Source organism: Calothrix sp. NIES-2100 (assembly GCF_963875285.1).
Lineage (GTDB): Bacteria > Cyanobacteriota > Cyanobacteriia > Cyanobacteriales > Nostocaceae > Aulosira.
The window spans coordinates 3279111-3305265 of record NZ_CAWNLA010000001.1; the positions used below are offsets into that span (position 1 = coordinate 3279111).

22 protein-coding genes are annotated in these 26155 nt (G+C 39.9%); 11 read left to right on the top strand and 11 right to left on the bottom strand.

Annotated features, from left to right (window positions below; all coding sequences use genetic code 11):
- Positions 1-4: 4 nt before the first annotated feature.
- On the bottom strand, positions 5-688 hold the full coding sequence (locus AACU32_RS13740; RefSeq protein WP_096600304.1) for a Uma2 family endonuclease: 684 nt from the start codon (positions 686-688) through the stop codon (positions 5-7).
- Between the two features lie 657 nt (positions 689-1345).
- Between AACU32_RS13740 and AACU32_RS13745 the strand changes: the two genes are divergently transcribed.
- Positions 1346-3247, top strand: a complete 1902-nt coding sequence (locus AACU32_RS13745; RefSeq protein ID WP_096600306.1) for a BPSL0067 family protein — start codon at positions 1346-1348, stop codon at positions 3245-3247.
- 331 nt (positions 3248-3578) lie between these two features.
- Here the strand turns inward: AACU32_RS13745 and AACU32_RS13750 are convergent, their stop codons facing one another.
- A complete protein-coding gene (locus AACU32_RS13750) occupies positions 3579-3740 on the bottom strand; it encodes a hypothetical protein (RefSeq protein WP_339377866.1) in 162 nt (53 codons plus the stop codon).
- A 409-nt stretch (positions 3741-4149) separates the two neighbouring features.
- Entirely contained in the window at positions 4150-5688 is a 1539-nt protein-coding gene (gene xisF, locus AACU32_RS13755) for a fdxN element excision recombinase XisF (protein ID WP_096600308.1), read from the bottom strand.
- A 33-nt stretch (positions 5689-5721) separates the two neighbouring features.
- Here xisF and AACU32_RS13760 point away from each other — a divergent pair, with 33 nt between their 5' ends.
- From AACU32_RS13760 to AACU32_RS13780, 5 genes are all read left to right on the top strand, one after another.
- Positions 5722-6609: a hydrogenase gene (locus AACU32_RS13760; protein ID WP_339377867.1), complete on the top strand. Its 888-nt coding sequence runs from the start codon at positions 5722-5724 to the stop codon at positions 6607-6609.
- A 464-nt stretch (positions 6610-7073) separates the two neighbouring features.
- On the top strand, positions 7074-8612 hold the full coding sequence (locus tag AACU32_RS13765) for a phytoene desaturase family protein (RefSeq protein WP_096600310.1): 1539 nt from the start codon (positions 7074-7076) through the stop codon (positions 8610-8612).
- Between the two features lie 45 nt (positions 8613-8657).
- Entirely contained in the window at positions 8658-9872 is a 1215-nt protein-coding gene (locus AACU32_RS13770; protein ID WP_096600312.1) for an FAD-dependent oxidoreductase, read from the top strand.
- A gap of 233 nt (positions 9873-10105) precedes the next feature.
- A complete protein-coding gene (locus tag AACU32_RS13775) occupies positions 10106-10309 on the top strand; it encodes a hypothetical protein (RefSeq protein WP_096600314.1) in 204 nt (67 codons plus the stop codon).
- A gap of 19 nt (positions 10310-10328) precedes the next feature.
- Positions 10329-10880 carry an HD domain-containing protein gene (locus AACU32_RS13780; protein WP_096607994.1) on the top strand — a complete coding sequence of 184 codons (552 nt, stop codon included), beginning with the start codon at positions 10329-10331 and terminating at the stop codon, positions 10878-10880.
- A 167-nt stretch (positions 10881-11047) separates the two neighbouring features.
- Here the strand turns inward: AACU32_RS13780 and AACU32_RS13785 are convergent, their stop codons facing one another.
- A complete protein-coding gene (locus AACU32_RS13785; protein ID WP_096607995.1) occupies positions 11048-11245 on the bottom strand; it encodes an RNA-binding S4 domain-containing protein in 198 nt (65 codons plus the stop codon).
- A 258-nt stretch (positions 11246-11503) separates the two neighbouring features.
- Between AACU32_RS13785 and AACU32_RS13790 the strand changes: the two genes are divergently transcribed.
- Positions 11504-12073 carry a Uma2 family endonuclease gene (locus AACU32_RS13790; RefSeq protein ID WP_096600316.1) on the top strand — a complete coding sequence of 190 codons (570 nt, stop codon included), beginning with the start codon at positions 11504-11506 and terminating at the stop codon, positions 12071-12073.
- A 16-nt stretch (positions 12074-12089) separates the two neighbouring features.
- Positions 12090-12653 (top strand): Uma2 family endonuclease, encoded by a 564-nt coding sequence (locus tag AACU32_RS13795; RefSeq protein WP_096607996.1) that lies wholly within the window; start codon positions 12090-12092, stop codon positions 12651-12653.
- Positions 12654-12690: 37 nt separating this feature from the next.
- Here the strand turns inward: AACU32_RS13795 and AACU32_RS13800 are convergent, their stop codons facing one another.
- Together AACU32_RS13800 and recN are read right to left on the bottom strand one after the other, a co-directional pair.
- Complete coding sequence (locus AACU32_RS13800; protein WP_096600318.1) at positions 12691-13041, bottom strand: hypothetical protein; 351 nt, start codon at positions 13039-13041, stop codon at positions 12691-12693.
- A 129-nt stretch (positions 13042-13170) separates the two neighbouring features.
- Complete coding sequence (gene recN, locus AACU32_RS13805; RefSeq protein WP_096600320.1) at positions 13171-14916, bottom strand: DNA repair protein RecN; 1746 nt, start codon at positions 14914-14916, stop codon at positions 13171-13173.
- A 413-nt stretch (positions 14917-15329) separates the two neighbouring features.
- Here recN and AACU32_RS13810 point away from each other — a divergent pair, with 413 nt between their 5' ends.
- Positions 15330-17399: an ABC1 kinase family protein gene (locus tag AACU32_RS13810; RefSeq protein ID WP_339377869.1), complete on the top strand. Its 2070-nt coding sequence runs from the start codon at positions 15330-15332 to the stop codon at positions 17397-17399.
- A gap of 161 nt (positions 17400-17560) precedes the next feature.
- On the opposite strand, the gene AACU32_RS13815 is transcribed toward AACU32_RS13810, so the two are convergent.
- The 5 genes from AACU32_RS13815 to AACU32_RS13835 form a co-directional block, all read right to left on the bottom strand.
- Positions 17561-19189 carry an ArnT family glycosyltransferase gene (locus AACU32_RS13815; protein WP_096600322.1) on the bottom strand — a complete coding sequence of 543 codons (1629 nt, stop codon included), beginning with the start codon at positions 19187-19189 and terminating at the stop codon, positions 17561-17563.
- A 278-nt stretch (positions 19190-19467) separates the two neighbouring features.
- On the bottom strand, positions 19468-20472 hold the full coding sequence (locus tag AACU32_RS13820) for a glycosyltransferase family 2 protein (protein ID WP_096600324.1): 1005 nt from the start codon (positions 20470-20472) through the stop codon (positions 19468-19470).
- Positions 20473-20474: 2 nt separating this feature from the next.
- Complete coding sequence (locus tag AACU32_RS13825) at positions 20475-21092, bottom strand: VTT domain-containing protein (protein WP_096607998.1); 618 nt, start codon at positions 21090-21092, stop codon at positions 20475-20477.
- 76 nt (positions 21093-21168) lie between these two features.
- Entirely contained in the window at positions 21169-21405 is a 237-nt protein-coding gene (locus tag AACU32_RS13830) for a hypothetical protein (protein WP_096600326.1), read from the bottom strand.
- An 849-nt stretch (positions 21406-22254) separates the two neighbouring features.
- A complete protein-coding gene (locus tag AACU32_RS13835) occupies positions 22255-23163 on the bottom strand; it encodes a polysaccharide deacetylase family protein (protein WP_445223176.1) in 909 nt (302 codons plus the stop codon).
- Between the two features lie 606 nt (positions 23164-23769).
- On the opposite strand from AACU32_RS13835, the gene AACU32_RS13840 reads away from it, so the two are divergent.
- Positions 23770-25482 carry an HAD family hydrolase gene (locus tag AACU32_RS13840; protein WP_096600330.1) on the top strand — a complete coding sequence of 571 codons (1713 nt, stop codon included), beginning with the start codon at positions 23770-23772 and terminating at the stop codon, positions 25480-25482.
- A gap of 335 nt (positions 25483-25817) precedes the next feature.
- Positions 25818-26051, top strand: coding sequence for a hypothetical protein (locus AACU32_RS13845; RefSeq protein ID WP_339377870.1), 234 nt, complete (start codon positions 25818-25820; stop codon positions 26049-26051).
- The last annotated feature ends 104 nt before the right edge of the window (positions 26052-26155 follow it).

Sequence of the window (26155 nt, forward strand, 5' to 3'; positions counted from 1 at the left end):
AAAATTATCTAGCTAATTTTTGCACAAAATTCTGGTGTTCTGGTGTAGATAATCCATTTTGCAAAACGGTTAATACTTTAGCTAAATCTCCTGCCAATAATGCAGATTTAGCTAACCATAAACCGGGAAAAATTTGAGAGCAAATTATATCATCTGAATTGGGTTCAAGTAGGATATATTCTCCTCTATCTAACCTAAACCAATCAAATTGTTGGTCATAAACTCGCCATACTAAATATTCTTGGACTTGATTACGACGATAAACTTTCAATTTCTCATGTAAATCATAAGAAGCACTAGAAGCAGCAATTTCTACAATTAATTCTGGCGCTCCTTCTAGATAATCATCGTCATTAATACGCGATTGTCCGTCTGTCTCAATTCTTAATAAAGCATCCGGTTGCGGTTCGTTATCAGCGTCTATTAGCACCGTGGTATTATCAGCCAAACCCACGCCTGATGTAGCTGCTTTGTAAACTCCCAGCCAAGCCATAATGTATGCATGAGGTTCGCCATGACTTTTGATTCTCAATGGTGATGCCACGTAAACAACTCCTTCAATCAATTCAGCTTTTTTCAGATTAGGCATGGCATGATAACGCCGCTCAAATTCATGACGGGTCAGCTTGTCGCCATTTTCTAGGGGTGGAATTGTTAAAAGAGAAGAATTTTTGTCAGCAGATATCATAATTTTCTCAAATATTGCAAATTACTGACATTACTAATTTTAGCGCTGATTTTTTGGATGATCTTGGGTATAGACTCATATAAGGCAATACAGTTCAGTTAGAGCCAAAAACCTGATTTTTGCGTAGGTTGGGGAGCCACTACGTTGGGCGGGTTCCCCGACTTAAAGCAAGTGGCGTTTGAGGAACGAAACCCAACATTTGGCGGGGTTTATTGGGTAACGCATTGCCTCAATCCAACCTACATTTATTCTTAACACCAAGCGTATTGTCATAGTAAGGGCTTTTCAAGAAAGAGCAAGAAACTTTAGTTCCTTACGGTACAGAGGTTTTACTTTAAGTTGAATTAGGTCATTTTTAACAGCAGCAGAATATTTTATAAAATTTCGGTATATTCCCTAGCACATACAATTATACTTCAAAGCAAGCATTGATAAGGGTTTAGCGTAATTTTGTGTTATGTCATTTATCTTAAATTCATGCCATAACAAGTTGAGTAACACGCATAATGTGAAAAATTATCTGTAGATAAGCACAAAAATACATAACTTATACACATAATTTTCACAGTATCTTTAATACGAAATATATATTTTTTTATATTTGTTCGCATAAAATTTTGTGTAACACATCACTATGTTTTACATCAAAAAGCATTTATGTTTGAGTTATCATGGGAATCTCAGCAAGGCGTAATATCCACCACCGACCCATTTACAGGATTAAATAATAATCAAGATCCTTTATTAACCCTCAATCCTTCTCAGTCTTCTCAATTACTTCCTGATATACAACCTATTCTTGATACGGTTATTCAGTCAATTGATGCAACTAAAAATATCTTGATTGGGCTAAATAGCAATTCTCAAATTGATGAGATTTTGGGAGTGGCTTTTGGTCAAGATTATCAAAAAGAATTAGCTGCGCAAATATTGCAACATTTAGCCCAAAACGATTTTACTAATACACCAGATATACAATTAGTATCTAGTCAATCTTTTAATGGAGCTTATGCGAAGTCAACAAATACTATTTATTTATCTCAAAAATTTGTAGCGGATAATTTGGGTAATATTGGTACAGTTAAAGGGGTTTTATTAGAGGAATTTGGTCATTATATAGATAGTCAGATTAATGTAAAAGATGCCGCTGGCGATGAAGGGGATATTTTCTCGCGTTTGGTGCAGGGGGAAAGTATTAGTGGTGGTGAATTATTATCACTGAAAGCTGAGGATGATACAGCAAACATCACTTTAAATGGACAAGCTATTTCCATTGAGATGTCTAAGGTTGCGATGGAAGTATATAACAACCGTATCTATCAATCAGTAAGAGGTACTGACAATGCAATTTATCTTCGTTCCTCTAGCGATAGTAGTAATTGGACAGGCTGGCAAAACTTTGGTGGTGCTACTCTTAGTGGCCCTGATTTAGAAGTCTTTAATGGTAGACTTTATCAATCAGTAAGAGGTACTGACAATGCAATTTATCTTCGTTCCTCTGGTGATGGTAGTAATTGGACAGGTTGGCAAAACTTTGGTGGTGCTACTCTTAGTAGCCCTGATTTAGAAGTCTTTAATGGTAGACTTTATCAATCAGTAAGAGGTACTGACAATGCAATTTATCTTCGTTCCTCTGGTGATGGTAGTAATTGGACAGGTTGGCAAAACTTTGGTGGTGCTACTCTTAGTAGCCCTGATTTAGAAGTCTTTAATGGTAGACTTTATCAATCAGTAAGAGGTACTGACAATGCAATTTATCTTCGTTCCTCTGGTGATGGTAGTAATTGGAGTGGCTGGCAAAACTTTGGTGGTGCTACTCTTAGTGGCCCTGATTTAGAAGTCTTTAATGGTAGACTTTATCAATCAGTAAGAGGTACTGACAATGCAATTTATCTTCGTTCCTCTGGTGATGGTAGTAATTGGAGTGGCTGGCAAAACTTTGGTGGTGCTACTCTAGCTGATCCAGAAGTAGAAGTATTTAATGGACAATTAGTTCAAGCAGTACAAGGAACAGATGACCGAATTTATACCCGTAATTCATTTAATGGAATAAATTGGAATGGATGGCAAGAAAGAGGAGGTTTAACTCCCGCAGATGATTCAGGAAATATTATACAGTCCCCCTCGGGTTTAATGGCTACTTCTACCAATTTAACCAAATTAATCAATGGAGAGTTAAACGGTAAATACATCGATTACGATGGCGCATATGGCGCTCAATGTTGGGATTTGGTTGCTTATGCCACAGGAATTAATAGTTCTAGCACTTATTGGAATGCCAATAATTGGAAAGCAGGAGCTAATGTCATGTCTAGTGGTAACATTGCTGTGGGTACTGCCATTGCCACTTTCTTAGGCCCCAATGGTTCTTACTATAGCACTTCTGGCAACCATACAGCCATCTTTGCTGGGTATGGAAGTGAGAATGGAGTATCTGGTTTTTATGTATGGGATCAAAACTGGAATTTGAATGGTAATCTTGCCATCAAGAAGCATTTTATCGCCAATAATAAGTCAGGAACTAGCGATGCAGATAACTATTATCTAATTCGGGTATGACAATAAGAATGTTTTGAAATTTGACTTTCATTTGTTGATGATAATTCCTCTTCACCTAGCAACAGAAGGGGATTTTTTTATAAGTAGGAGTTGTCAGTGCGATATCTCGTCTGAAATAAACAGGACTATCTCCGAAATTTTGAGTCTACTTCAGTAGACTTGGGCTATTAGCCTGGGAATTAATTCCCAGGCGGGTGAGAAAGCTAAGAGAGAGGCTATTTTTAGCTTAAGTTGACACCAATGAACATTGTTGTGCCCCTACAATGATCTGTAATCACAAAGTTGTAATCTGCTGTATATGATGGCGAAAAATTTAGCTGTTATTGCGTACTCAGCAATCTCTTGATGTTTCCTCTTCCAGAGGTTGCTGTGCTTGGCTATCACTTAGTATCAAAAGCAGATGGGACGCTGGGGCGACAAATGAACGCTGTTCGTAGAGAACAGAAATTTTACAACTAAAAGCTAATCTAAATTTAACGTGAGTTCGATGCATGATGATTTTGAACTCTCTCCCGGGTGCATCCCAGTTTTTATTTCTCAATAAGAGAATAACTGTCATTGCGTTCGCGTAGCGTCTCGTAGAGAGGAGGAACGACGAAGCAATCTCATGGACTCGTTCTGAACTGGAAGATTTTGCGATTGCTTCGTTCCTCGCAATGACATGTAAAAAAGTGGGATGCTCACCTGTCTTCAAACCTCTCTTTTACAAGTCCAGAGGCGCAAAATGCTGATTTTTCTGGCTCTGATTTCTCCTAGCAGGAGAGATTCGCTGTTGTGGATGAGATCCTGATAATTCACGTTAAATTTATAGCTGGAGAACGCTACAAATGAGAATCGAATCAGAGAAAGAATTTTGGTTACGCCAATTAGAAGAATACCGAGAAATTGTCCGCCAAAGAAAACTAAAGAAACTCAATACCCAAAACAACTCTTCCGTCAATGACAATCCGCCGGACAAGTTTATTTAGGATGCGTTTTTTATCCTCAGCTGTGCGACTGTCCCAGTATTCGCGATCGCAAAACATCTGCACTAACTCTTCTCTAACCAACAAGCTACGTTTTGTGATGTTTTCATGCAGACTTAAGATACTAGCGATTTGTTCGCGGATACCATCTTTGGCTGTCTCTACAAAAGCATTAGTAGGTAATTTCTCCAGTCCCGCTAGGCTTTCGCGCAGTTCTCGCACTTCTTGTGGTTCAGGATTGTTGTCTTCGTCAAAATCTACCATACCCGCCAGCCTAGTGGCTTCACTAACTAGCAAATCAGCTACCTGTGAATCTAAACTGCGACTATTCAGCATTTCCTTGACATCGCAACGTCCCAGGGCGTAGTAGGTACATTGATAGTAGGCTGTATATTGCCCATTGCGATCGCGTCGGGAAGACATCCGGGTTAATGCGCCGCCACATCTACCACATTTTAATAAATTAGCGAATGGGTTAATATCTTCCTGGCGTGCAGCCCATTTATTATGACGATTGTGGCGAATCGTGCGTTTTATTTGTTCGTGTTGTTCGCGGCTAATTATTCCCTCATGGGTATCCCAGTTGCAATCCCACTGATCGAAATGCTTGATTTGTTTACCTGAAGGACTCGATGTGGTGACGTTAAATGGCGTTCCACCTGCATGTACGGGATTTACTAGGAAGTTTTTTAGCCCCGCAGGTGACCACTGTAACCCTGTCCAAGGGTAGCGTTGATAAGTTTTTTTATGATTTTGTAATAAATCCAATTGCTCGATATCATCAGGCATAATCCGATGATTTCCTGTTGATTTTGTGCTTTTTGCGTCTACTTTCCCACTTACCCCAAACATTTCATTTAAGATATTGCAAGTTTTTCTCGCACTCCCACAACTATCAAATACTTCAAATATAAATAAAGCTAGTTCCCAAACTTGAAAACTCCGCTTACCTTCCAATAGGGAAACACACCAACTTTCATCCTTGACATAGGAATCATCAATAACCTTCCAGCCAAAAGGCGCAAACCTATGGCTTTTCCGCTGCACCATCCGATGTTTGCGTTCAGCAGATACACGGCTGGACAACATTTTGATTTCAAATTTACTAGCTGCGAGTAAAATATCAATCGTCAACTCACCACCCAAACTTTCTGTATCAATTGTTTGGTCTAGTGCTACAAGCCTAATACCCTTACTCCGTAACACTTCCAACAGCGAGTAAAATAGTTTCGATGATGACCCAATCCGGTCAATTCTGGTCACAACTAGATCGCTAACAATACCCTTTGGTGATATCTTTAAATCATCAATTAATTGCTGCAACCCATTACGGACTTCGGTTGTGCGGCTTTGAATATCCCAGTAAAAGCGATCGCATCCTACATTCTTACCCCTTTCTAGTTGTTTTTTGAGCGCGTTGCGATCTTCTTGTTGCTCGATCGTCGAAACCCGACCATAAAACCATTTCTCGGACATCTTGCCAAATTTTTATTCTATAGTGACTATAGTATGTCATTTCTCAATGCTGAGGAACCGACAGTCTGCGATTTAATTGCCGATTTTGGCATCAAGCTACTTTGGCATCCTTCCTTAGGGTTGGAACTGGGCGATCGCTTACAACAACTGCTACGAGATTGTATTTCCGGCACAATTCCCTTAGATATCTTGGTATTTGAAGGTAGTGTTGTCAACGCCCCCAACGGTACAGGTGAATGGAATCGGTTTGCCGATCGCCCCATGAAAGACTGGTTAACAGATTTAGCCCAAGTAGCTAGCTTTATTGTGGCTGTAGGCGACTGTGCGACATGGGGAGGAATACCCGCCATGTCACCCAACCCCAGCGAGTCGCAGGGGTTGCAATTTCTTAAGCGTCAAGAAGGTGGTTTTTTCGGCAAAGATTTCCGCACCAAATCAGGGTTACCTGTAATTAACATACCCGGATGTCCCGCCCATCCTGACTGGATTAGTCAAATATTAGTTGCGATCGCCACCGGACGCATTGATGATATTGCTTTAGACGAACTCCATCGTCCCCAAACCTTCTTCAATACCTATACCCAAACAGGTTGTACTCGTAACGTCCACTTTGCCTACAAAGCATCAACCGCCGAATTTGGTCAGCGTAAAGGCTGCCTATTTTACGACTTAGGCTGTCGCGGCCCCATGACCCACTCTTCCTGCAACCGCATCTTATGGAACCGCGTTTCCTCCAAAACCCGCGCCGGAATGCCTTGTTTAGGTTGCACCGAACCTGAATTTCCCTTCTACGACCTCAAACCCGGAACCGTATTCAAAACACATGTTTTATATACAGAGTGGTACTCAATGCGGATTGCGAATACTACCTGCTTTTCGACCCACTTAATACAAGATGTACCATTAACACTGAAATATTGAGCCTATCGTACAAAATTTAGAATAAATTTTGCCTGATAGATTATATTGACATAATTGGTTTTTATCCTACTTTCTAAAAATATTTAAAAGGTGAAATATTCTACTGTATCCGCTACAATTAATTATTTTTGATAGACTTAATTTTTCTTTCCTCACAAATTCCTCACAAGCTCCAACTAATATTATCAATTATATAATAAATCCAAGATCCATGTTTGTTTTTGCTGGTAAGACGCATCCTAAAGATTACCAAGGTAAAGAGTTAAATGAAGTCGGAAGACGTTCGTACAGTTTTGTAATGGGGATTGAGACCCCACCACAAAACTTGCAGCGCGATTGTTGCTGGGGACTTAAACCCACCGAATTTGTGAATACGACATGGATGTGAAACTTCCCCCCAATTGCAGAAGCAGATACATATAGTTTTTTGGAAAATTACATTTAATCGTCCGAGGAATCATCCTATGAAACCGGATTATCTCATTGTCGGCAGTGGTTTATCAGCATTAGTCTTTGGTGCTTTAATGGCAAACTCTGGCAAGTCTGTGCAAATCCTCGAAGCCCATGAGCATCCAGGAGGCTTTGGACACACGTTTACAATGGCTAAAAAATATACGTTTAATGCCCAACTTCACTACGTTTGGGACTGCGGTGAAGGAAAAACGGTGAATCAGGTACTCAAAAGACTGGGCTTAGATCGGGACGTGACTTTTGAGCGATATGATCCAGATGGCTTTGACCATATGCGAATGCCAGGATATGCGTTGGATATTCCTTCACAACCAGAGGAACTGATTCGACGATTGTCGGCACTATTTCCTGCAAATAGCGATCGCCTTCGCCAATTCGTCAACGAAGTGGAAAAGACTGGTGCAGGCTTGCAAATACTCGCTCCGCCAATTAAACTAACTGAACTACTGAAACATCCCAATGAGGTGTTCTGTGCTGTCCAGTATCTCAACAGCACACTTCAGGATGTATTTGACAAGTTTCAGCTACCCCAAGCCGCCCAAACTTTATTAGCCCTGCAATGGCCTGATTTTTTGCTGCCTCCCAACCAACTCTCATTTTATGCTTGGGTCTTATTATTTCGCGGCTATCAAGCAGGAGCATTTTACCCAACTCAGCATTTTGAGCGTGTGATTAATTCATTTGTCAAGGTGATTGAATCACAGGGGGGGCAGGTGCTGCTTAACCATGAAATCACGAATTTTATAGTCACAGACAAAACGGTCACAGGAGTTGAGGCGATGGATCTCACCACCCATCAAACTCATGAATTTACAGGTGAAACTGTAATTTGCAACATTGACCCGAAAAAAGCCGCCAAAATGATTGGGGAGGAAAAGTTCTCCCCAAAATTGCGCCGGAAACTCAACTATGAATATTCGCCATCCAACTTCATGGCTTATTGCGTCGTCAAAGATATCGACCTCCGCAACTATGGATTTGGAAAGTGGAATCTCTTTCATACAGAGCATGAGGATCTGAATGAAGCCTTTACGCAGATGTATGAGCATCATGACTTTTCCAATCCCAGTTTTGCGATGACAACGCCCACTTTATTGACAGAGGCGAGTCGGGATTGCCCAGAGGACTGCCAGATTGTCGAATTTCTCACTGTTGCCAATTACGACTACTTTAAGCAATTGCGGGAGACAAATCGCAAAACCTACAACCTCAAAAAGCAAGAAATCCTAGATTCCATTTTGGATGTCGTGGAAAAACACTATGTGCCGAATTTTAGAAAGCACATGGTCTTTCATATCACAGGCAGCCCCACCACCAATGAACGCTTCTGTTGGTGTCCTCAGGGGAATTCCTACGGCTCTAGTCTCACACCGCGCAACATGGGTTTGGGACGGTTGAATCACGAAACCTCACTCAACAATTTCTATTTCTGCAATGCCTCATCCGGCTATCCAGGTTTCGCTCCGACCATTTGGACAGGAGCATTACTGTATCAACGCTTATCTGGGGACGTGATTTTAGGTAATAACTAAACAGACCTTCATGCACGATTCATTTCATCAACTTAGAGGTGAACTATGAGGATTGCGGTCATTGGGGGCGGAGCCAGTGGTATGGCTACAGCTTACTGGCTCAACAAACAAGGGCATCATGTCACTGTGTTAGAACGGCAAGCGATGTTAGGGGGACACATTCGGACAATCAACAAAAACGTGAAACCTAACCAATCTCAGTGCCATGAAATTTTGGAAAGTGGAGTGCTGGAATTTCCTACTGTATTTCATAACTTTGTTGCTCTGATGCAAGAGCTAGGAGTAAAACTATTACCCGTCGATATCGGTTCAGCGCTGTTTCCCAAAAATGGCAGTCACTTTTTATCGAAAGTTGCGATCGCAAAAAACTTCACAGGCAACCAACGCCTGATCGAATATCTGCGATTTTATAGTCTCCAGATGTGTTCCCCTAGATTATGGTTGAAAACGCAATTTGCTCCTATGCAGGATTTCTACAACCAGCCCCTATCTCGCTGTCTGAAAGCCAATAGTACTAGCAGCCTCTGGCTGAAGTTGCTGACAATGTATAGCTATTCGATACCGTTTGACCTCATCGACGATTTTCCCGCCCAATTGGCAATTCCCATGTTACGAGACTACCTTATGGTCAACTGGGTCAGGATTGAAGGCGGTGTATATTCTTACATTGAAAAAATTCTGGAACGCTTTCAAGGTGAAGTCTTGCTGAATGTGGAGATTGCCAAAATTTTCAGAAGCCCAGATGCTGTGAAAATTCAGAGAGTGAACGGCGAAATGCAGGAGTTTGATAAAGTCGTGTTTGCCACGCCACCCGACCAAATAATGGCACTTTTAGCTGACCCAACCGATGCGGAAATTAAACGCTTCTCTTCTTGGAAAGCCAATTATGCAACTACTACAGTTCATCAGGATACTTCTATGTATGACAAACAGGGCATCCGACATCCCTCGGAATTTGATTTCTTTGAGACAGATACCAGATGGGGATATAACTGCTGCTTGAATCAGCTTTGCGGCATCTCGTCGCCACAGCATCATTTCCTATCGTTTCAACTCGAAGAGTTAATTGCTTCTGATTGCATCATTCACATTCAGCAACATCACACGCCGTTGTATACCACTGAATCTTTTCGATACCGAGATGAAATAGTTGCCACTAACGGTGAGAACAATACTTATTATGCAGGAGCCTACTTAGGAGATGGCTTACATGAAGGCGCGATCGCATCTGCAAAGCGAGTTGCTCAACTAATCGGTTAAGCTTTGAATTTGGGGTGATTTGTCTAGTATTTGCGATCGCACCACCTACCATACCCAAGCTGGTGGTTTTGGCAATGAAGCTGCTGAAGCTTACAAGGTTTGTTTGGTGATTCTGCACCTGCTTGACTGACAAAAATACTTTGTGGGGCAATAATCAAGCGATCGCAGATTTTAGCGAACTCAAGTATAATTCATAAACAATAGTTACATGAACCACCTATTTGTATCTTTTCATGTCTGATAATTTTCCCTTCGCCAATCTTCAAGAATTACAACAATGGCATCAAGGTATCAAAAATGCCAACCGCAATAATATTTTTTGTCATTGTCGTGTTTGCGGTTATGAATGGATGGATTCAACATTTGATATTACTTGTAATCAATGCAGTAGTCAAGATGTGGAAACTATTTCCTCCTGGCAATTTCCCGATGATTAAATTAGTAGAGTTCTTATATATGAAACAAAACTGGTCACAAGAAACTTATATTAAAGCCTATAAATTTGCAGCCCAAGCACACCAATGTCAGAAAATACCCGGTTCAGAAATATCTTACATCATGCATTTAAGTTTTGTCAGCATGGAAGTAATTGCCGGACTAAATGCAAATCAAGAATATGATGGCAATCTAGCAATTCAATGTGCTATTTTGCATGATACCATCGAAGATACAAATACAACTTATGAGCAACTAACAACCGAATTTGGTGCAGCAGTAGCTAACGGTGTACTTGCCTTAACTAAAGATAATAGTTTAGCCAAACACCTGCAAATGGCAGATAGCCTAGAAAGAATTAAACAACAACCAAAAGAAATCTGGATGGTGAAATTAGCAGATAGGATTAGTAATCTCCAAGCACCACCACATTATTGGAATACAGAAAAAATTACAAAATATCGAGAAGAAGCTATTCAAATTTACCAAACTTTGAACGAGGCTAGTGATTTTCTCGCTTCCCGTTTAGCCAAGAAAATTGAAGATTATCAGTCCTTTATTCCTCAAGTATAAATTTGACAGTTCATCACAAAACTAGCTTGGGTTTCGCTGTCGCTCAACCCAACAAAGTCTTGAGGATGTTGGGTTTAGTTCCTCAAACGCCACTTGTTTTAAGCCGGGAAACTCGTCCAACGCATGGCTGCCCCAACCTACCCTCTAAATTAATTTAAAATTAAGAATTACGAATTATCAATTATTTCCCCAACATCATAAGTTTTTCCTTCTACCGTGACGCGATCGCCTGCTACTAATTGCCGCCCTCTCCGGGTTTCTACTATATCATTAACTTTGACAGCACCATCAAGAATAATCCATTTGGCTTGTCCTCCAGTTGGCGCTATACCTACCAACTTTAAAAACTGATCGAGTTTAATTATATTGCTACTTGCCAAAGGTAATTTACGCTCCACAATCAAAAATTTGCTTATATACCAATTTTAGGTGAAGCTGAACCAGTAGCTACTGGCTCTAGGAATTGCGCAAAAGGCGTTGACTGTGAAACATGGGAGAAAGAAATAGACGATGTCTACGACAAGCCGCTCCGCGTCTACGCGTCGCCGCCCTCTATGGACTGTAGGACAATAGAGAAAACAACAATCTCGCATACAGTATTAAGAAATATTGAGGGAACACCTATGCAATCCCCTATAACCCTGTTTACCATTGAAGAATATCTCCAATTAGAACAAACCAGCGAAATTCGCCACGAATACTTTGGTGGTCAAGTTTTCGCCATGTCCGGCGGTAGCAAACAACACAATACAATTACCCTAAACATTGCCAGCAGAGTGCGATCGCATTTGCGGGGTGGTTCCTGTAGCGTCTTCATGGCTGATATGAAAGTGAGGATACAACTAGCTAATCAAAATAAAAACATATTTTACTATCCCGATGTCATAGTTACCTGTGACCCCCAAGACCAAGACCGTTTTTATTTAAATTATCCTTGTTTAATTATAGAAGTGCTATCACCAAGCACAGAACTAACAGATAGACGAGAAAAACTTGTTAACTACCGAAATTTAGAAACATTACAAGAATATGTATTAGTTTCCCAAGAGGAAATCAAAGTAGAAGTTTATCGCAAAGATACTCAAGGAAATTGGTCACTAACAATTTTAAGTAAAGATGATGAATTACGCTTAGATTCTATTGGTTTAACTATGACAATGACAGAAATTTACGAAGATGCAATCAAAATTTAAAATTAGAGAAAAACCTATGCAATCCCCTGTCAACTTTCTTACCGTTGAAGAGTACCTCAAAGCCGAAGAATCTAGCGATATCCGTCACGAATATGTAGATGGTGAAATCTTCGCAATGGCTGGTGCTAGCGAGGAACACAACTTAATAGCTACTAATATCATCGCTTTACTACGTCCTCATCTACGTGGAACTCCTTGTCGTGCTTTTGTTTCAGATATGAAAGTTAAAGTTAAAGCACAAAAGGCTGATATTTTCTATTATCCTGACATCTTAGTTACTTGTGACCTAAACGATAGCGAAAGGTACTTTAAAACTCGTCCAACTTTAATTGTAGAAGTGCTATCAAATTCGACTAAAACTATAGACAAGCGAGAAAAACGGCTGAATTATCAAAGTATTGAAAGCTTGCAGGAATATGTATTAGTTTCCCAAGAAGAAATCAAAGTAGAAGTTTATCGTAAAGATGCTCAAGGAAATTGGTCACTGACAATTTTGGGTAAAGATGATGAATTACGTTTAGATTCTATTGGCTTAACTCTGACAATGGCAGATATTTACGAAGATGTAATCAATATTTAAAGCGCGTTTCAAACTATTAATCGATGGATGAGCGAATTCAGAAATGACTCAGGTGTCGCTTTGCTAATCTATTTTCTGGTTCTAACTCTAGTGATACCTTCTCCCAAAAGCTAATAGCAGTAAAAGAAGGCTGAATCTCTGAACAATTGAACAAAATAATAAATGCTTCAGATGGTTCAAGATTTTTCGCTTTCCAAGTTTCTGGCGTAGCGACATATTGCAGCAGTGAGGATTTACCCATACCACTACTGCCTTGAATTGCTAAATGCATCCGATTGCAAATTACATCAAATGCAGCATTAATATCAGCTCTGCGTCCCATAAACTTATCTGGGGAAACAGCACCGCCGATATAAAATGGATTATTTTGATTGGGTTTTATATTCATAGCAGATATTTCCAAGATTAAATAACCACTTTTATTTGGTATAAATTTTTATTTTATGGTTACTTTTCTTTATTCTTGACGAAATCCCGCCAATTTTCCATTTTTCTTTATTATTTCTAATAAATCAAATTACTGCTCGCCCCGTCGATGATTAGCAGCTTGTAATAGCAGCGATTCTGCAAAAGCGATCGCATCTGTGGCTGATTTCCCCCCAGCTAACTGCGCCAATTCATCCCGGCGAGTGGTTAAATTATCCAACGCTGTGACGCGCACAACAGTACGCTGTTCGCTGCTACCATTGTTATTTTTATTACCTGGGCTTTGATTGATAATTTGCTTATCTACCCGGAAATGCCTATCTGCCATTGCCGCCACTAAGGGTTGGTGCGTAACACACAATACCTGTGAACGTTGACTAAGTTGGTGTAATTTTTCGGCGATCGCCTGCGCTACCCTCCCGGAAACACCGACATCAATTTCATCAAATACCATTGTCCCAGCTGCATCGGCTTGAGATACGCAAGCTTTCAGCGCTAGTAAAAAGCGGCTCATTTCCCCACCGGAGGCAATTTGTGTTAATGGTTGGATTGGTTCTCCGGGATTGGGGCTAAACATAAATGTAATTTTGTCTGCACCGGTAGCCGTTGGGGGAGTAGGTACAATATCTACTTTAAATTGCACCTTTTCCATCGCTAGGGGTTTGAGTTCAGCGATTAATCTTGACTCTAATTTGTTGGCGGCTGTGCGACGCAATTGAGTTAATTTATAACAAGCTTGGGTAAGTTTCGCCAAACTTGCTTGTTCTTGCTGTTCTAAACTTTCGATAGATTGTTCGGTGTCGTTGAGTTCAGCTAGTTCACCTTGGATTTTTTGATAGTAGGCGATCGCTTCTTGTAATGTCGGCCCATATTTGCGACAAATCTGCTTTAATTCCCTAATTCTCTCTTCGACTTCCTCTAACCGTTGGGGATCGGCTTCTAAATCTTCTCCATAAGCATTAATTTGCCGAGCCACTTCCATTAGTGTAGCTTGGGCATCCCGCACCAAATCTAACAATGGTTGCAGTTGCACATCGTATTCCACCATATCATTTAAGGTGGCTTCGCTGTCTCCCAATAAATCTGCGGCGGCTGGGGCTTCACCGTCGTTTTGATACAAAGCCTGATAAACTTTGTAACTCATCTGTTGCAAATCTACAACATGATTGAGGCGTTCTCGTTCTTGTAATAGCTGTTCTAATTCGTTGACATCATTGAGGTTGACTGCTCCCAATTCCTGCACTTGATAGGTGAGTAAATCCAGTTGTTGCAAACGTTCCCGTTCTGATGTCCGGCGTTTTTCTAGGGCAAAATGTGCCTGTTGATACGCCGTAAAAACAATAGCGATCGCTTGACGCTGCTGCATTAAGGAATCGCCGCCATGTAAATCTAACCAATCGCGGACTTGAGCAGATTGTCCCACTTGTACAGTTTGACCTTGGGCGGTAATTTCCACCAAGCGATCGCGCAGTCCCCCCAGCATCTGGCGATTCACCAACACGCCATTTACCCGCGATCGACTGCGGATATTACTCGCAGTGGCAGAAATTTCGCGGCTGATGACTACAGAGTTTTCATCTATCGAATCAATTTCTTGTTCGCTTAACCAAGCAGCTAAGCTAGCATTTGATTTGAAGGTAGCCTCTACCATCGCCCGACTGGTTCCAGTCCGAATCACTCGACTAGATACCTTACCGCCAAGCGCTGCATCAATCGCATCCAAGATAATCGATTTTCCCGCGCCGGTTTCACCTGTCAAGACATTCAGTCCAGCGCCGAATTCCAATTCCAGTTGGTCAATTAGGGCAAAATTTTCAATTCTCAGGCAAAGCAACATCAAGCCAAATTCTCCATCTAGGCAGATGCCGAATACTTCCAACTTCTGGGACTCTAGGCATGAGCCACTACCATAGAAGTAGCAGGCCCATTTAAGTGTAGCAAACCTAGTACTGTTACGCGATGGAACACGAGCAAAGTCTATTACATTCTGCTGTTTCCCCAACTGAAAATTGCTGGAATTGCCTTTTGAGGATGAGGTTAAACAAGAATTTTTGGCTCAATATGAGAGATGCCAGCAAATATTGTGGTTTGCTATGATTACATTCCAATTTATGAAGCCAGAGGCAACTAGCACAGGAAAATCCTGATAACCTTGAGATCAAACCACTTTCTCTCACTAAATCGGGGTGCTGGATGCGAAACATATTGTTACAATGCTTAACATAATCAATTCGACCGGTGGCATTCTTCATGATTGTGAAAACACTTCCCCCAACTTCCCGACCGATCGAGGAGGACAATGGCGGTAGCAACAACCGCCGTGACGAGCTATACGTTGCTGAAGTTGTGTCAGACAATGACACACAAGGCTTGGTGGTGAAATCGCCAAGACTGATAGCAGCCCAACAACAAAGAGCCTTAACAAACAAGGCCGAAACCGAGATGACGCTTTACGATCCAGTAGAGATTGCGGCGCATTATCAACAAAGACCCTTAGAAGTTTTCGGGCGGATTTTGTCAGTTTTAAGGCCGACACTCTCCTTTGCTTTGGGGTTGTGGTGGGATAGCAAACGGGGAATTGTGGTGAAAAATGACCGCAGGCGCGCAGCGCAACTGCGAGAATTATTAACCAGACTGGGGCCTGCTTATATCAAAATTGGCCAGGCTTTATCCACCAGACCAGATTTAGTTCCTCCCGCATTTCTGGAAGAACTCACCAAACTACAAGACCAATTACCGCCTTTCCCCAACGAAATTGCTTACCAATTTATTGAAGAAGAACTCGGCGCACCGCCAGATGAAATTTACGCGGAACTATCACCAGAACCAATTGCGGCGGCTTCTTTAGGGCAAGTTTATAAAGGTAAGCTGAAAACTGGTGAAGAAGTCGCAGTCAAAGTTCAGCGTCCTGATTTAAGAGAACGGATTACCATTGACTTATATATTTTACGTCGCCTAGCTGGTTGGGCAAAGAAAAGCTTTAAACGGGTGCGCAGCGATTTAGTTGGGATTCTCGATGAATTAGGCGATCGCATTTTTGAAGAAATGGACTATATACACGAAGGAGAAAATGCCGAGCGTTTTTTCCAGTTATATGGTCACATGAAAGACATATATGTTCCGAAAATCTACTGGGAATACACCAATCGTCGCGTGTTGACGATGGAGTGGATTAACGGCATTAAATTAACCCAAACACCCGAAATTAAAGCCAAAGGCATAGACGCGCGATATTTAATCGAAATAGGTGTACAGTGTTCTCTGCGTCAGTTGCTAGAACATGGATTTTTCCACGCTGACCCCCACCCAGGTAATTTATTAGCCACTTTGGATGGTAAGCTAGCTTATCTCGACTTTGGGATGATGAGCGAGATTCAGCCACCCCAGCGTTATGGTTTAATAGAGGCGATCGTCCACGTTGTTAACCGTGACTTTGAAGGTTTAGCCAAAGACTACGTTAAGCTAGATTTCTTATCACCAGACACCGACTTAACACCAATTATTCCCGCCTTTGCGAGAGTATTTGCAGATGCTCAAGGTGCAAGCGTTGCAGATTTGAATATTAAAAGCATCACCGATGAACTCTCGGCTTTGATGTATGAATATCCTTTCCGCGTACCTCCCTACTACGCTTTAATTATTCGTTCTCTGGTAACTTTAGAAGGGATTGCAATCTATATAGATCCTAACTTTAAAGTTTTGAGTGAAGCTTATCCTTACGTAGCCAAACGTTTGTTAACAGACCCCGCACCAGCACTCAGAGCATCACTACAAGATTTACTGTTTAAAGAAGGTAAATTCCGCTGGAATCGCTTAGAAAACTTATTACGAAATGCGCGAGGGAATGAAGACTACGATTTAAATTTGGTAGTCAATCAAGGGGTAGACTTTCTCGCTTCCGAACGCGGCGGTTTTATTCGCGACAAATTGGTAGATGAATTTGTTAACAGCATCAATGCTTTAGGCAAAAATGTTTTGCATAACTTCACCTATCTACTGCGCGAACAAGTAGGAATCACAGCGATTAACGAAACTCCCGCAGCCACAGTTGAACAACAACAAACCTTAGAGCATATCAAACGGATTTTGAATATTCTCCGCGATACCCGTGGCTTTGATCCAATGCAGCTTGCTCCCCAACTTGCTCAATTATTAGTAAATCCTGGGGTACAGCGTTTAGGTCAGCAAATTACTAATCGCTTGCTGCAAAAGGCTTTAACTAAAATCATTCGGGATTTGTTAGCGGCGGAAGAAGTTAATGATAATCAAAATCGGAATTTAAACCAGCCAGAAAGATTATCTTTACCTGCACGAGTGTAATACTCTTTGTTTCAGTAGTGTCAACTTAACGTGAAACCCCCATCATAACTCCCTCCCATGCTGTGCGTAGGAGCGTTTATTACAAGAGGCTCTGATTTCTTGTCTTATCCCGACGAGAGGCAGAGCCTGCCAAAACCTAGCTATATCAATGTTTGCTACTACTAACCTTGAACTTTATAAATGCGTATTTTTGGACCCTGATTAACTTTTGGAGTTTTTTCAATTTCATAGATTAAACTAGCTGAAGTCATGATTTTTTTACAAGTAGCTACTACATCTATATATTTATCTCTTGCCAATAAAAATCGATCGCACATATTACTCATGACAATGTATTCTATATTTTTCTTGCGGATATCTTCAACCTCTTTAATTTCTCCAATTTTGCTTGATAACCGAGGTTGGAATATCTCATGCTTTTGACTATCAGGATTGATTTCAACTATAGCTCCTCCATTAACTTCAAAAAACTTAAATGATCTTTTCGGAAGTTGTGGTGTGTAAGCTTCCATCAAAACAAAACTTCCAGATTTGATATTACTCATCATCCATCTTCCAGCTAGAGTTCTGGTGTCTACTCCAGACATCTCTCGTCCTTGCACAATACTTAGAGTTGATAGAGGAACACAATTAATTACCATCAAGAGTAAAATTGTCCACAATGCTAATCGAGGATTTAAACGACGTTCAACCCAGTTGGCTATTGTGTAAATAGCATAAGCAACTATAAGACAAGTGAAAGGAACAATGGGAATAATCCAACGTTCCCATATAAGGTTAAGAGAAGAAATAAATAACAAAAAAAATAAAGGAAAACTTAGTAATAGCCATTTATGCTTTTGTTTTGAGGCTAGGCAAATAACAAATCCAAATACAGCCAACAACAAGCCAGAAAAAGTAAAATTCTTTATAACAGCAAATTGCAAATACCATATTAAATTATAAATGAATCCTCCTCCAGTTGCACTTAAATGTGTTGCTCTTGATTCAAAGGTAACATTTGCGATGACTTGTTGGAAATCTAAAAATAGGAAAGGAGAACCCAAAAAAGCTCCAGTTACACAGGCTAGAAGGCTGACAGGTAGATAAAATTTACCACCTTTTGATTGCCATCCTTTGCTTAGTATATATGTCAAAATAATAGTAAGCGTGAATACTACAGATGGGTATTTTGTGACAATAGCTAGACCCGTTAAAAAACCAACTCCAATATAATTAATATAGCTATTATTTTCTAAAATTTTCAAACAATACCAAAGCCCACACAAAATCAAAAATGTCATGATAAGGTCGGCACGAACCAATTTTGAAAAATGGACATGTAAAGGAATTATAGCCATCAATATTGCTGCCATAAGACCTATATTTTTATTAAAAATCTTTCTACCTATTAGATAGGTTAGGAAAATTATCGCTGTACCGACAACCGCACTCAGTAATCTACCACTTAAGTAAAAAACTGTTGGATCGTGAAAATAAAGAGATTTAAAAGCCTCGGCATTGACAAAAATACCCAAGCTTTTACCTATCAAAAATATTATTGTATAAAGAGCAACTAATATATATATTTCAGTGGAGGCAGGATGTCCAAACCAATGGGGATTGGGATCGCGACTAGCTAGGATTTTAACAGCAGCAATCACAAAAGTCGGTTCGTCAGGATCGTAAATATAAGGTAAACCGAAATTAATCCCATAAAGTCGAAGTACTAAGCCAAGCACTGAGATAATTATGATCGTTAATTTCTCATGAATAGATAATAATCTTTCAAGTTTTTCTAAATTTATCACGTTTTATAATTTCCTTGAATAAACTGATTAATTTTCCCCAACTTGCCCGTAAAGAATTCTTGGTAAAATACTTTCTTAATAAAAGCAGTAGTAATTTTAGAGAAACAACTATAAATCAAGTAATTAATAATATGCGTAACTTAAATTCACAATATTTTCCATTTCGCATTTAGTACTTTATGTTTTCTTAAATAGTTACACTTTAATGTTTGAATTATTTTCAAAGTTTGTAGGTGAATTTGCTGCAATTTTCACTTTTTTTAAAGCCATACTTACTTCTAATCGCTCCGACCATGATCTGCTTTAACTACTTGTCTAGCAGTCATTTGTTTTGTATTGATATTCTCTAAAGAGAAACCATTTATTTCTGCCAAAGTGTAGAGCGGTCTGCCTTTTACTTCTTCGTAAATTCTTCCGATATACTCGCCTAATATACCAATACTTACTAATTGAACAGATCCTATAAAGAAAATAGCAACCAGAATAATGGTAAATCCTGTCAAAGGAGAATGGGGAGTAAATATCCGCCAATAAATTACTAAAATAGCCATTAAAATTGCCACAATTGCTGATAATAACCCAACATAAGTTGAGAGTTGCAGTGGCACTCTTGAGAAAGATACTAAACCATTTATAGCTAAAGCTAAAGATTTGCGGAAAGTATACTTAACTTCTCCAGCAAAGCGAGGGTCACGCTGGAACTGCACAGATGTTTGTCGAAAACCAACCCATGAACGCAAGCCTCGAAGATAGCGGTTGCGCTCTGGCATGGAATTAAGTATATCCACAACTTGTCGATCTAAAAGACAGAAATCTCCGGTATCAGTAGGAATGTCTACATCTGCAAGTTGCTTTAGTATCCGGTAAAATGCATAAGCAGTGAAGCGTTTAAACCATCCTTCCTTACGGCGTTTGGTACGCTGAGCGTAGACAATGTGATAGCCCTGTCGCCATTTTTCAATCATTTCAGGGATCAGTTCTGGTGGATCTTGTAAGTCAGCATCGAGAATGAAAATTACTTGACCACGTACAAAATTGAGACCAGCTGTTACAGCAATCTGATGACCAAAGTTGCGAGCAAAGCTGAGGTAGCAAACACGGGAGTCTTTTTGATGCAGGTTTCGCATTAGTTGTAGAGAGCGATCCTTACTACCATCATTGACTAAAATTAATTCAGCTGTATCATCCAGTTCTTCCATTACTGCACTTACCCGTCTGTACAGTTCTGGGATAGTTTCTTCTTCGTTGTAAATTGGAATAATAAAAGAATACTTGGGGTTCACAATTATCTATCCTTAGAATCTGATTTATTTGACTTATCTAAAATTTCTGTAGCTTTTTTAGGAAAGCGGCGACGATGACGATATAGTGTAGAGCCTGCTACCAAAATTCCAGTTAGTGCTAAAGAGCCTAGCAGTGGCAAGATATCTCCAGTTTTAATTGCCTTGATGCCAGAACTACCTAGTAGTACAAAGGGCAAAACGCTGGGAACAGTACCTAAGACTGTTCCTAGAAAATAATCCTTAAAGGTAATAGAAGTTAGCCCAGCAGCAAAGTTAACCAGACCGTAGGGCATAATCGGTATTAAGCGAATGGCAAACATATAAAAAAGTCCGCCCCTACGAACCTCAGCATCCATAGCCTGCCAACGCCCAGCCAATCGTTTGGCTACAGCAACACGTCCAATTGTGCGAGTAAACCCAAAAGATACGATTGCTGCTACGATTGCCCCAACACTAGTCCATGCAGTACCAAGTACAGGCCCGAAGATTGCACCACCTGTTAAATTAAGTGCGGTTGAAGGTAAAACCAATACTGTTGCAACAACATACAAAGCGACATATATAATAGGTGACCAAATGCCAGCAGATTTGAGCCAAGTCTGAATTAGCTCTGGGTTCATGCCCCCAAGTAGATAGACAGGTAGAGCAATTGAAATAATGCAAATAACTGTAAGTAGGACAATACCATTTCTAAACTTAAACACTAAATGATACTCCTACTCTTTCAACACTAACATTTGAGCTAGAAAGAATTTTCAGCTTTTTAAATAAGCTATTTATAGAAATATCAAGGTCGCTAATGATTAAACACCAATTAGCTATATCTTTTACACCATTACTAAAAGTTACTTGAACAAGTAAGTCATCTATTAATTTTACCTTAATTGTCTCAACAAAATTAGATATATAAATAGAGTTAGGTAGAAATTTCATATTGCTCAATAAGTAATCCTGTGTATTTACTATGTGAAAGTATAGTAATAAACCAGATGCTCCTGAGTAACTTTATATGTAATACCAAAAGTAGAAAACTGTTGCAGAACTACTACTAAATTGTTTATTTGAAATAGCTTGAAAATTTTATCTTACAGGGCTTACGCCAATGGGGTAAGATTTAGGATTAATAAGGCAATGCACACTTCAACCGAATTTCATCAATCAAAAATAACCAAATTCATCAATTCTGATTTTTTACCAGATGATTAAAATGGAAGTAATTTTGTTAGTCGTATTAATTTCCTGAGTTGAAGATTTTGTTATTTGATAACTAACAGGAATAAAGTTACCAGAAAATTAAACATTAAAACAATCTATCAAAAGGAGTATAAATTTATACTCCTTTTGATAGATTGACTTTTTGACGGTGTCAATAAATTTTTTAGCCACCTCTTGGTATTTACTCTTGTTTTTCAGCCAATATCTGGCAACGTTAACAACATTGGCTCTCAAAAGCATCATAAATAAAGCTTTTGAGCAATTAATCAACAAAACTTACTGCTGAATTTTTGCTGACATCTACCCTATCCCATAAATAAAGTCTTTATAATTAGGGATAGGTATTGAATAAGATCTATATTGTCCGCTCGCATCAGTTGTTAACACAAGTCACAAGCTTGAATATAATATCACCCAATACTGGTAATACTAAAGCAATCCTAGCAGGACTGTGAATTGTGGGTGGCTATTTGTCAGGATGCTCATCAAGCACAAATAGGAATTACCAAAATTTGCAACACAAAAAAAGTAATACAAATTCGTATTTATTCAGTAGAAGCTTTGTTACTATTTACTATGTGCAACCAGCTTTTGGTCATGATTTTGCATTTCTAAAAGCTCAGGAATAGTCACAAAGCTATAGCCTTCTTTTTGAAATTTGGCAATAATTTCCGGTAAAGCTTGCACAGTTTTAGAGCGATTACCGCCACCATCATGCATCAGTACAATCCCGCCAGATTTTGCCTCTTTAAAAACATTATGAATTAACTTTGTCACCGGAGGGCGTGAATAATCTACAGAATCAGCTGACCACAAAATGATGGCATAGTTACTGTTTCTCGCGTAATCAGCTACCCCATTGTGCATGATTCCCCCTGGTGGTCGGAACAAGTTGGCTTTAACACCAGTGATTTGATAAATCAAGTCGGCTGTGTGGTCAATTTCATAAGCAGCTAGCTGTCGATTCAGGAATTGATACCAATGATGCCAAGTATGGTTACCAATTACGTGACCTTCAGCACTTTCACGTTTGAGTAAGTTTGGGTAATTTTTGATGTTCTGTCCAAGAACAAAAAATGTGCCTTTGATATTATTTTTTTTGAGAATATCTAGTACTTGGTTGGTACTCTCAGGCCAAGGGCCATCATCAAAGGTCAAAGCAATTACTTTCTTTTCTGGAGTCAGTTTTGCCGCTGTAATTGTTTTACCAAGATAGTTTGATGGCACAGCATAGGAGTAACCTTTCGCTTGTGCTTGTTGCTGCCAAATATTGAGCATCGTCGTCTTTAATTCTTCAAGACGCTGCTGAGTTTTCATGTTGTTAGCTATATTGTTGATACTTGTGTCTTCTTTATTCTTTGCTAGGCAAGAGTTGAGCTTGCATAAAACTATGATGCCAGAACTCAAACTGGCACCTAACATAAGCGATAAAATTAATATTTTTTGGATAAAAATAGATTGGTGATTTTTCCTCACTTCATACCTCCAAAAAGCTCTGAATGCTCTGATTTATAGCCATAATTTTTAACATTTTCCCTTCTTGGCAACCATGCATTATTAACTACAGCATGATTGACATATATTTCTCAAAGTCATCTCTTAACATAAGTTTAAACAAACACCTAAAGCTCAAGATAATTTAATATCTATAAATAAAACTCTCACTATGAATGTGAGACTATTTGTGAATTTTAATTATTATATAGTATAAAAAATAAGCTTACCATGAATGTCAGTAAAAACTAAATTATTTCAATATTTGTTATCAATAAATATACATCGGCTAAACTATGACACATAGTATTGACAGAGCTATTGCAAAATTATGACAAAAGTGTGACTAGAATGATTGCTCATAGCAGGATTTGCAGGGCGTTATGTTTGTTAAAGATGATTATTCAGATTTGCAAATTGGATAAATTCTTCGTCAGGACTGTGAAGCAATGAAGTGCTGACGAAGAAACCAAAGCGATCGCTCTCATTCTCGCATGGATAACTTTTACCTCTCCAGTTGGATAAAAAAAGCTGCTAGGGGGAGTCATCCTAATAAATGAACCAAATCGCCAGTTTTCTACTTACCCCATGCGTTACTTTGTATTAGCTACTGATTACGATGGCACTATCGCCACAGATGGTCAAGTCAACGATCAGACTTTAGCAGCCTTGGAACGTCTGCGGGCTTCCGGTAGAAAGCTAATATTGGTGACAGGTAGGCAATTAGATGATTTGCAGCAAGTTTTTCAACGCCTTGATTTATTTGATTATGTGGTAGCAGAAAATGGTGCGTTACTTTATTCACCAGCTTCTCGCCAGGAGAAGTTATTAGGTTCACAACCACAAAGAGAGTTTATTCAAGCATTGCGCGATCGCCATGTCGAGCCTTTATCTGTTGGTAAAGTCATTGTTGCTACTTGGCATCCCCAGGAAACCACTGTGCTGCAAACAATCCGCGATTTAGGCTTAGAATTGCAGGTCATTTTTAACAAAGGTGCAGTGATGGTGCTACCTTCTGGTATCAACAAAGCCGCAGGATTGTTAGCAGCTTTGAATGAAATGAAGTTATCACCACACAATGTTGTTGGGGTGGGTGATGCGGAAAATGACCACGCTTTTCTCAAATTAAGCGAGTTATCTGTAGCTGTAGCTAATGCTTTACCGACGCTGAAAGAACAGGTAGATTTTGTTACCGACGGTAAGCGGGGAGATGGTGTCGTTGAATTAATTGACAAAATGATTGCTGATGATGTGTCCGAGGTGGATGAACACTTACAACGACACAAAATTTTGTTGGGTACAAAAGCAGACGATTCAGAAGTTCATATTAAAGCCTATGGTTCTAGTATCTTACTAGCTGGCACCTCTGGAGGGGGAAAATCCACCCTAGCCACAGCTTTGTTAGAACGGATTGCCGAGCAAAACTACCAATTTTGTATTATCGATCCAGAGGGTGACTATGAAAACTTTGAGCCTGGAGTCATTTTAGGCGATACTGAACGATCGCCGAGAATCGCAGAAGTCAGAGATTTATTAGAACAACCGAATCAAAATATTGTAGTTAACTTGCTGGGTATCGCTTTACAGGATCGTCCGGTGTTTTTTGCGGAACTTCTAGCAGTGTTGTTAGAATTGCGATCGCGTACTGGTCGTCCCCATTGGATAGTTGTAGATGAAGCTCATCATCTCATCCCTGCATCTTGGAATCCAGCTTCTCTCACCCTACCCCAACAACTCAAGGGGATGATTTTAATTACAGTCCATCCCGATCAAGTGGCATCAGCAGGCTTATCATTGGTAGATACTATTCTCACCGTCGGTAACTCACCAGAAGGGAATATCAAAGCATTCTGTGAAACTATTGGTCATTGTCCACCACAATTGACTCCCCAAACTTTAGAACCAGGGGAAGCATTAGCTTGGTTTAGCACTGAAGATTTAGAACCATTCCGCTTTCGGATTACTCCCGGACGAACTGAACGCCGTCGTCACGTCCGCAAGTATGCAGAAGGCGAGTTAGGGGAAGATAAAAGCTTTTACTTCCGGCGACCTCATTCTCAATTAAATCTGCGTGCGCAAAACCTCATTTTATTCACCCAAATTGCTGAAGGTGTTGATGACGAAACTTGGTTATTTCACCTACAACGCGGAGATTATTCCCGTTGGTTGAGAGAGGCGATTAAAGATGAATCCTTAGCAGATAAAGTTGCAGAAATAGAAAATAGTGATGGTAAATCAGCTAGTGAAAGTCGCGATGCAATTAAAGCTGCGATCGCGCAATACTATACATTGCCGGCTTGAAAATTTTCAGCGGTGATGTTCGATTCGCCTCGATAATATAGCGGTTTTCGGTTGAGTTCAATACACTCTTGAGGGCCCTACCCGCAACGATATAACTTTGTAGTGCATCCAACTGAGAACCGCTATATCTGAGAAGAAATTGATTTTTGGCGCTTTTATCCGCGTCAAATACTCATTTCTGAGGTGAATTTTACGCCATTTATAGCAGTAAAACAGTGGAAACTGAATGTACTCTCAGTATAAAATTATCCGGTTTTCCGGAAACAGCATTTTCAAATTTGAAGCTACATCAGGGAATCAAAAGTATTCCTGACGTAAACATTCAAGAACTAACTATGAAACCGCAAAAAAGCATCAAAATCAGCGATCTAGAGCCAGCATCTACACTGTTAAATGAACTCGACGACAGCGAACTTAAGGAAGTTGTCGGTGGGAAGAACTATCCGTTTGGTGTACCACTTGGATCGCCTGGTGGCCCTTGGCCTATATACGTTGGATCGCCAGATGAGGATGGGCCTGTATACGTCGGAACTACGCCTGTTATGCAACGTCATGATAGTTTAAACTAGACTCTTTGAGAGATAAAATGTTATCTCTTATTGAGTCAACCTTCATATAAACTCTAACACATGAACAATCAAGTCTCTTATCAAGATTTGTTGCTTCAATAAGT

Coding starts and splice junctions, on each gene's coding strand:
- AACU32_RS13740 (WP_096600304.1), bottom strand. CDS start 688: ATGATATCTGCTGACAAAAATTCTTCTCTTTTAACAATTCCACCCCTA.
- AACU32_RS13745 (WP_096600306.1), top strand. CDS start 1,346: ATGTTTGAGTTATCATGGGAATCTCAGCAAGGCGTAATATCCACCACC.
- AACU32_RS13750 (WP_339377866.1), bottom strand. CDS start 3,740: ATGCATCGAACTCACGTTAAATTTAGATTAGCTTTTAGTTGTAAAATT.
- xisF (WP_096600308.1), bottom strand. CDS start 5,688: ATGTCCGAGAAATGGTTTTATGGTCGGGTTTCGACGATCGAGCAACAA.
- AACU32_RS13760 (WP_339377867.1), top strand. CDS start 5,722: ATGTCATTTCTCAATGCTGAGGAACCGACAGTCTGCGATTTAATTGCC.
- AACU32_RS13765 (WP_096600310.1), top strand. CDS start 7,074: ATGAAACCGGATTATCTCATTGTCGGCAGTGGTTTATCAGCATTAGTC.
- AACU32_RS13770 (WP_096600312.1), top strand. CDS start 8,658: ATGAGGATTGCGGTCATTGGGGGCGGAGCCAGTGGTATGGCTACAGCT.
- AACU32_RS13775 (WP_096600314.1), top strand. CDS start 10,106: ATGTCTGATAATTTTCCCTTCGCCAATCTTCAAGAATTACAACAATGG.
- AACU32_RS13780 (WP_096607994.1), top strand. CDS start 10,329: ATGAAACAAAACTGGTCACAAGAAACTTATATTAAAGCCTATAAATTT.
- AACU32_RS13790 (WP_096600316.1), top strand. CDS start 11,504: ATGCAATCCCCTATAACCCTGTTTACCATTGAAGAATATCTCCAATTA.
- AACU32_RS13795 (WP_096607996.1), top strand. CDS start 12,090: ATGCAATCCCCTGTCAACTTTCTTACCGTTGAAGAGTACCTCAAAGCC.
- AACU32_RS13800 (WP_096600318.1), bottom strand. CDS start 13,041: ATGAATATAAAACCCAATCAAAATAATCCATTTTATATCGGCGGTGCT.
- recN (WP_096600320.1), bottom strand. CDS start 14,916: ATGTTGCTTTGCCTGAGAATTGAAAATTTTGCCCTAATTGACCAACTG.
- AACU32_RS13810 (WP_339377869.1), top strand. CDS start 15,330: ATGATTGTGAAAACACTTCCCCCAACTTCCCGACCGATCGAGGAGGAC.
- AACU32_RS13825 (WP_096607998.1), bottom strand. CDS start 21,092: ATGAACCCAGAGCTAATTCAGACTTGGCTCAAATCTGCTGGCATTTGG.
- AACU32_RS13830 (WP_096600326.1), bottom strand. CDS start 21,405: ATGAAATTTCTACCTAACTCTATTTATATATCTAATTTTGTTGAGACA.
- AACU32_RS13840 (WP_096600330.1), top strand. CDS start 23,770: ATGCGTTACTTTGTATTAGCTACTGATTACGATGGCACTATCGCCACA.
- AACU32_RS13845 (WP_339377870.1), top strand. CDS start 25,818: ATGAAACCGCAAAAAAGCATCAAAATCAGCGATCTAGAGCCAGCATCT.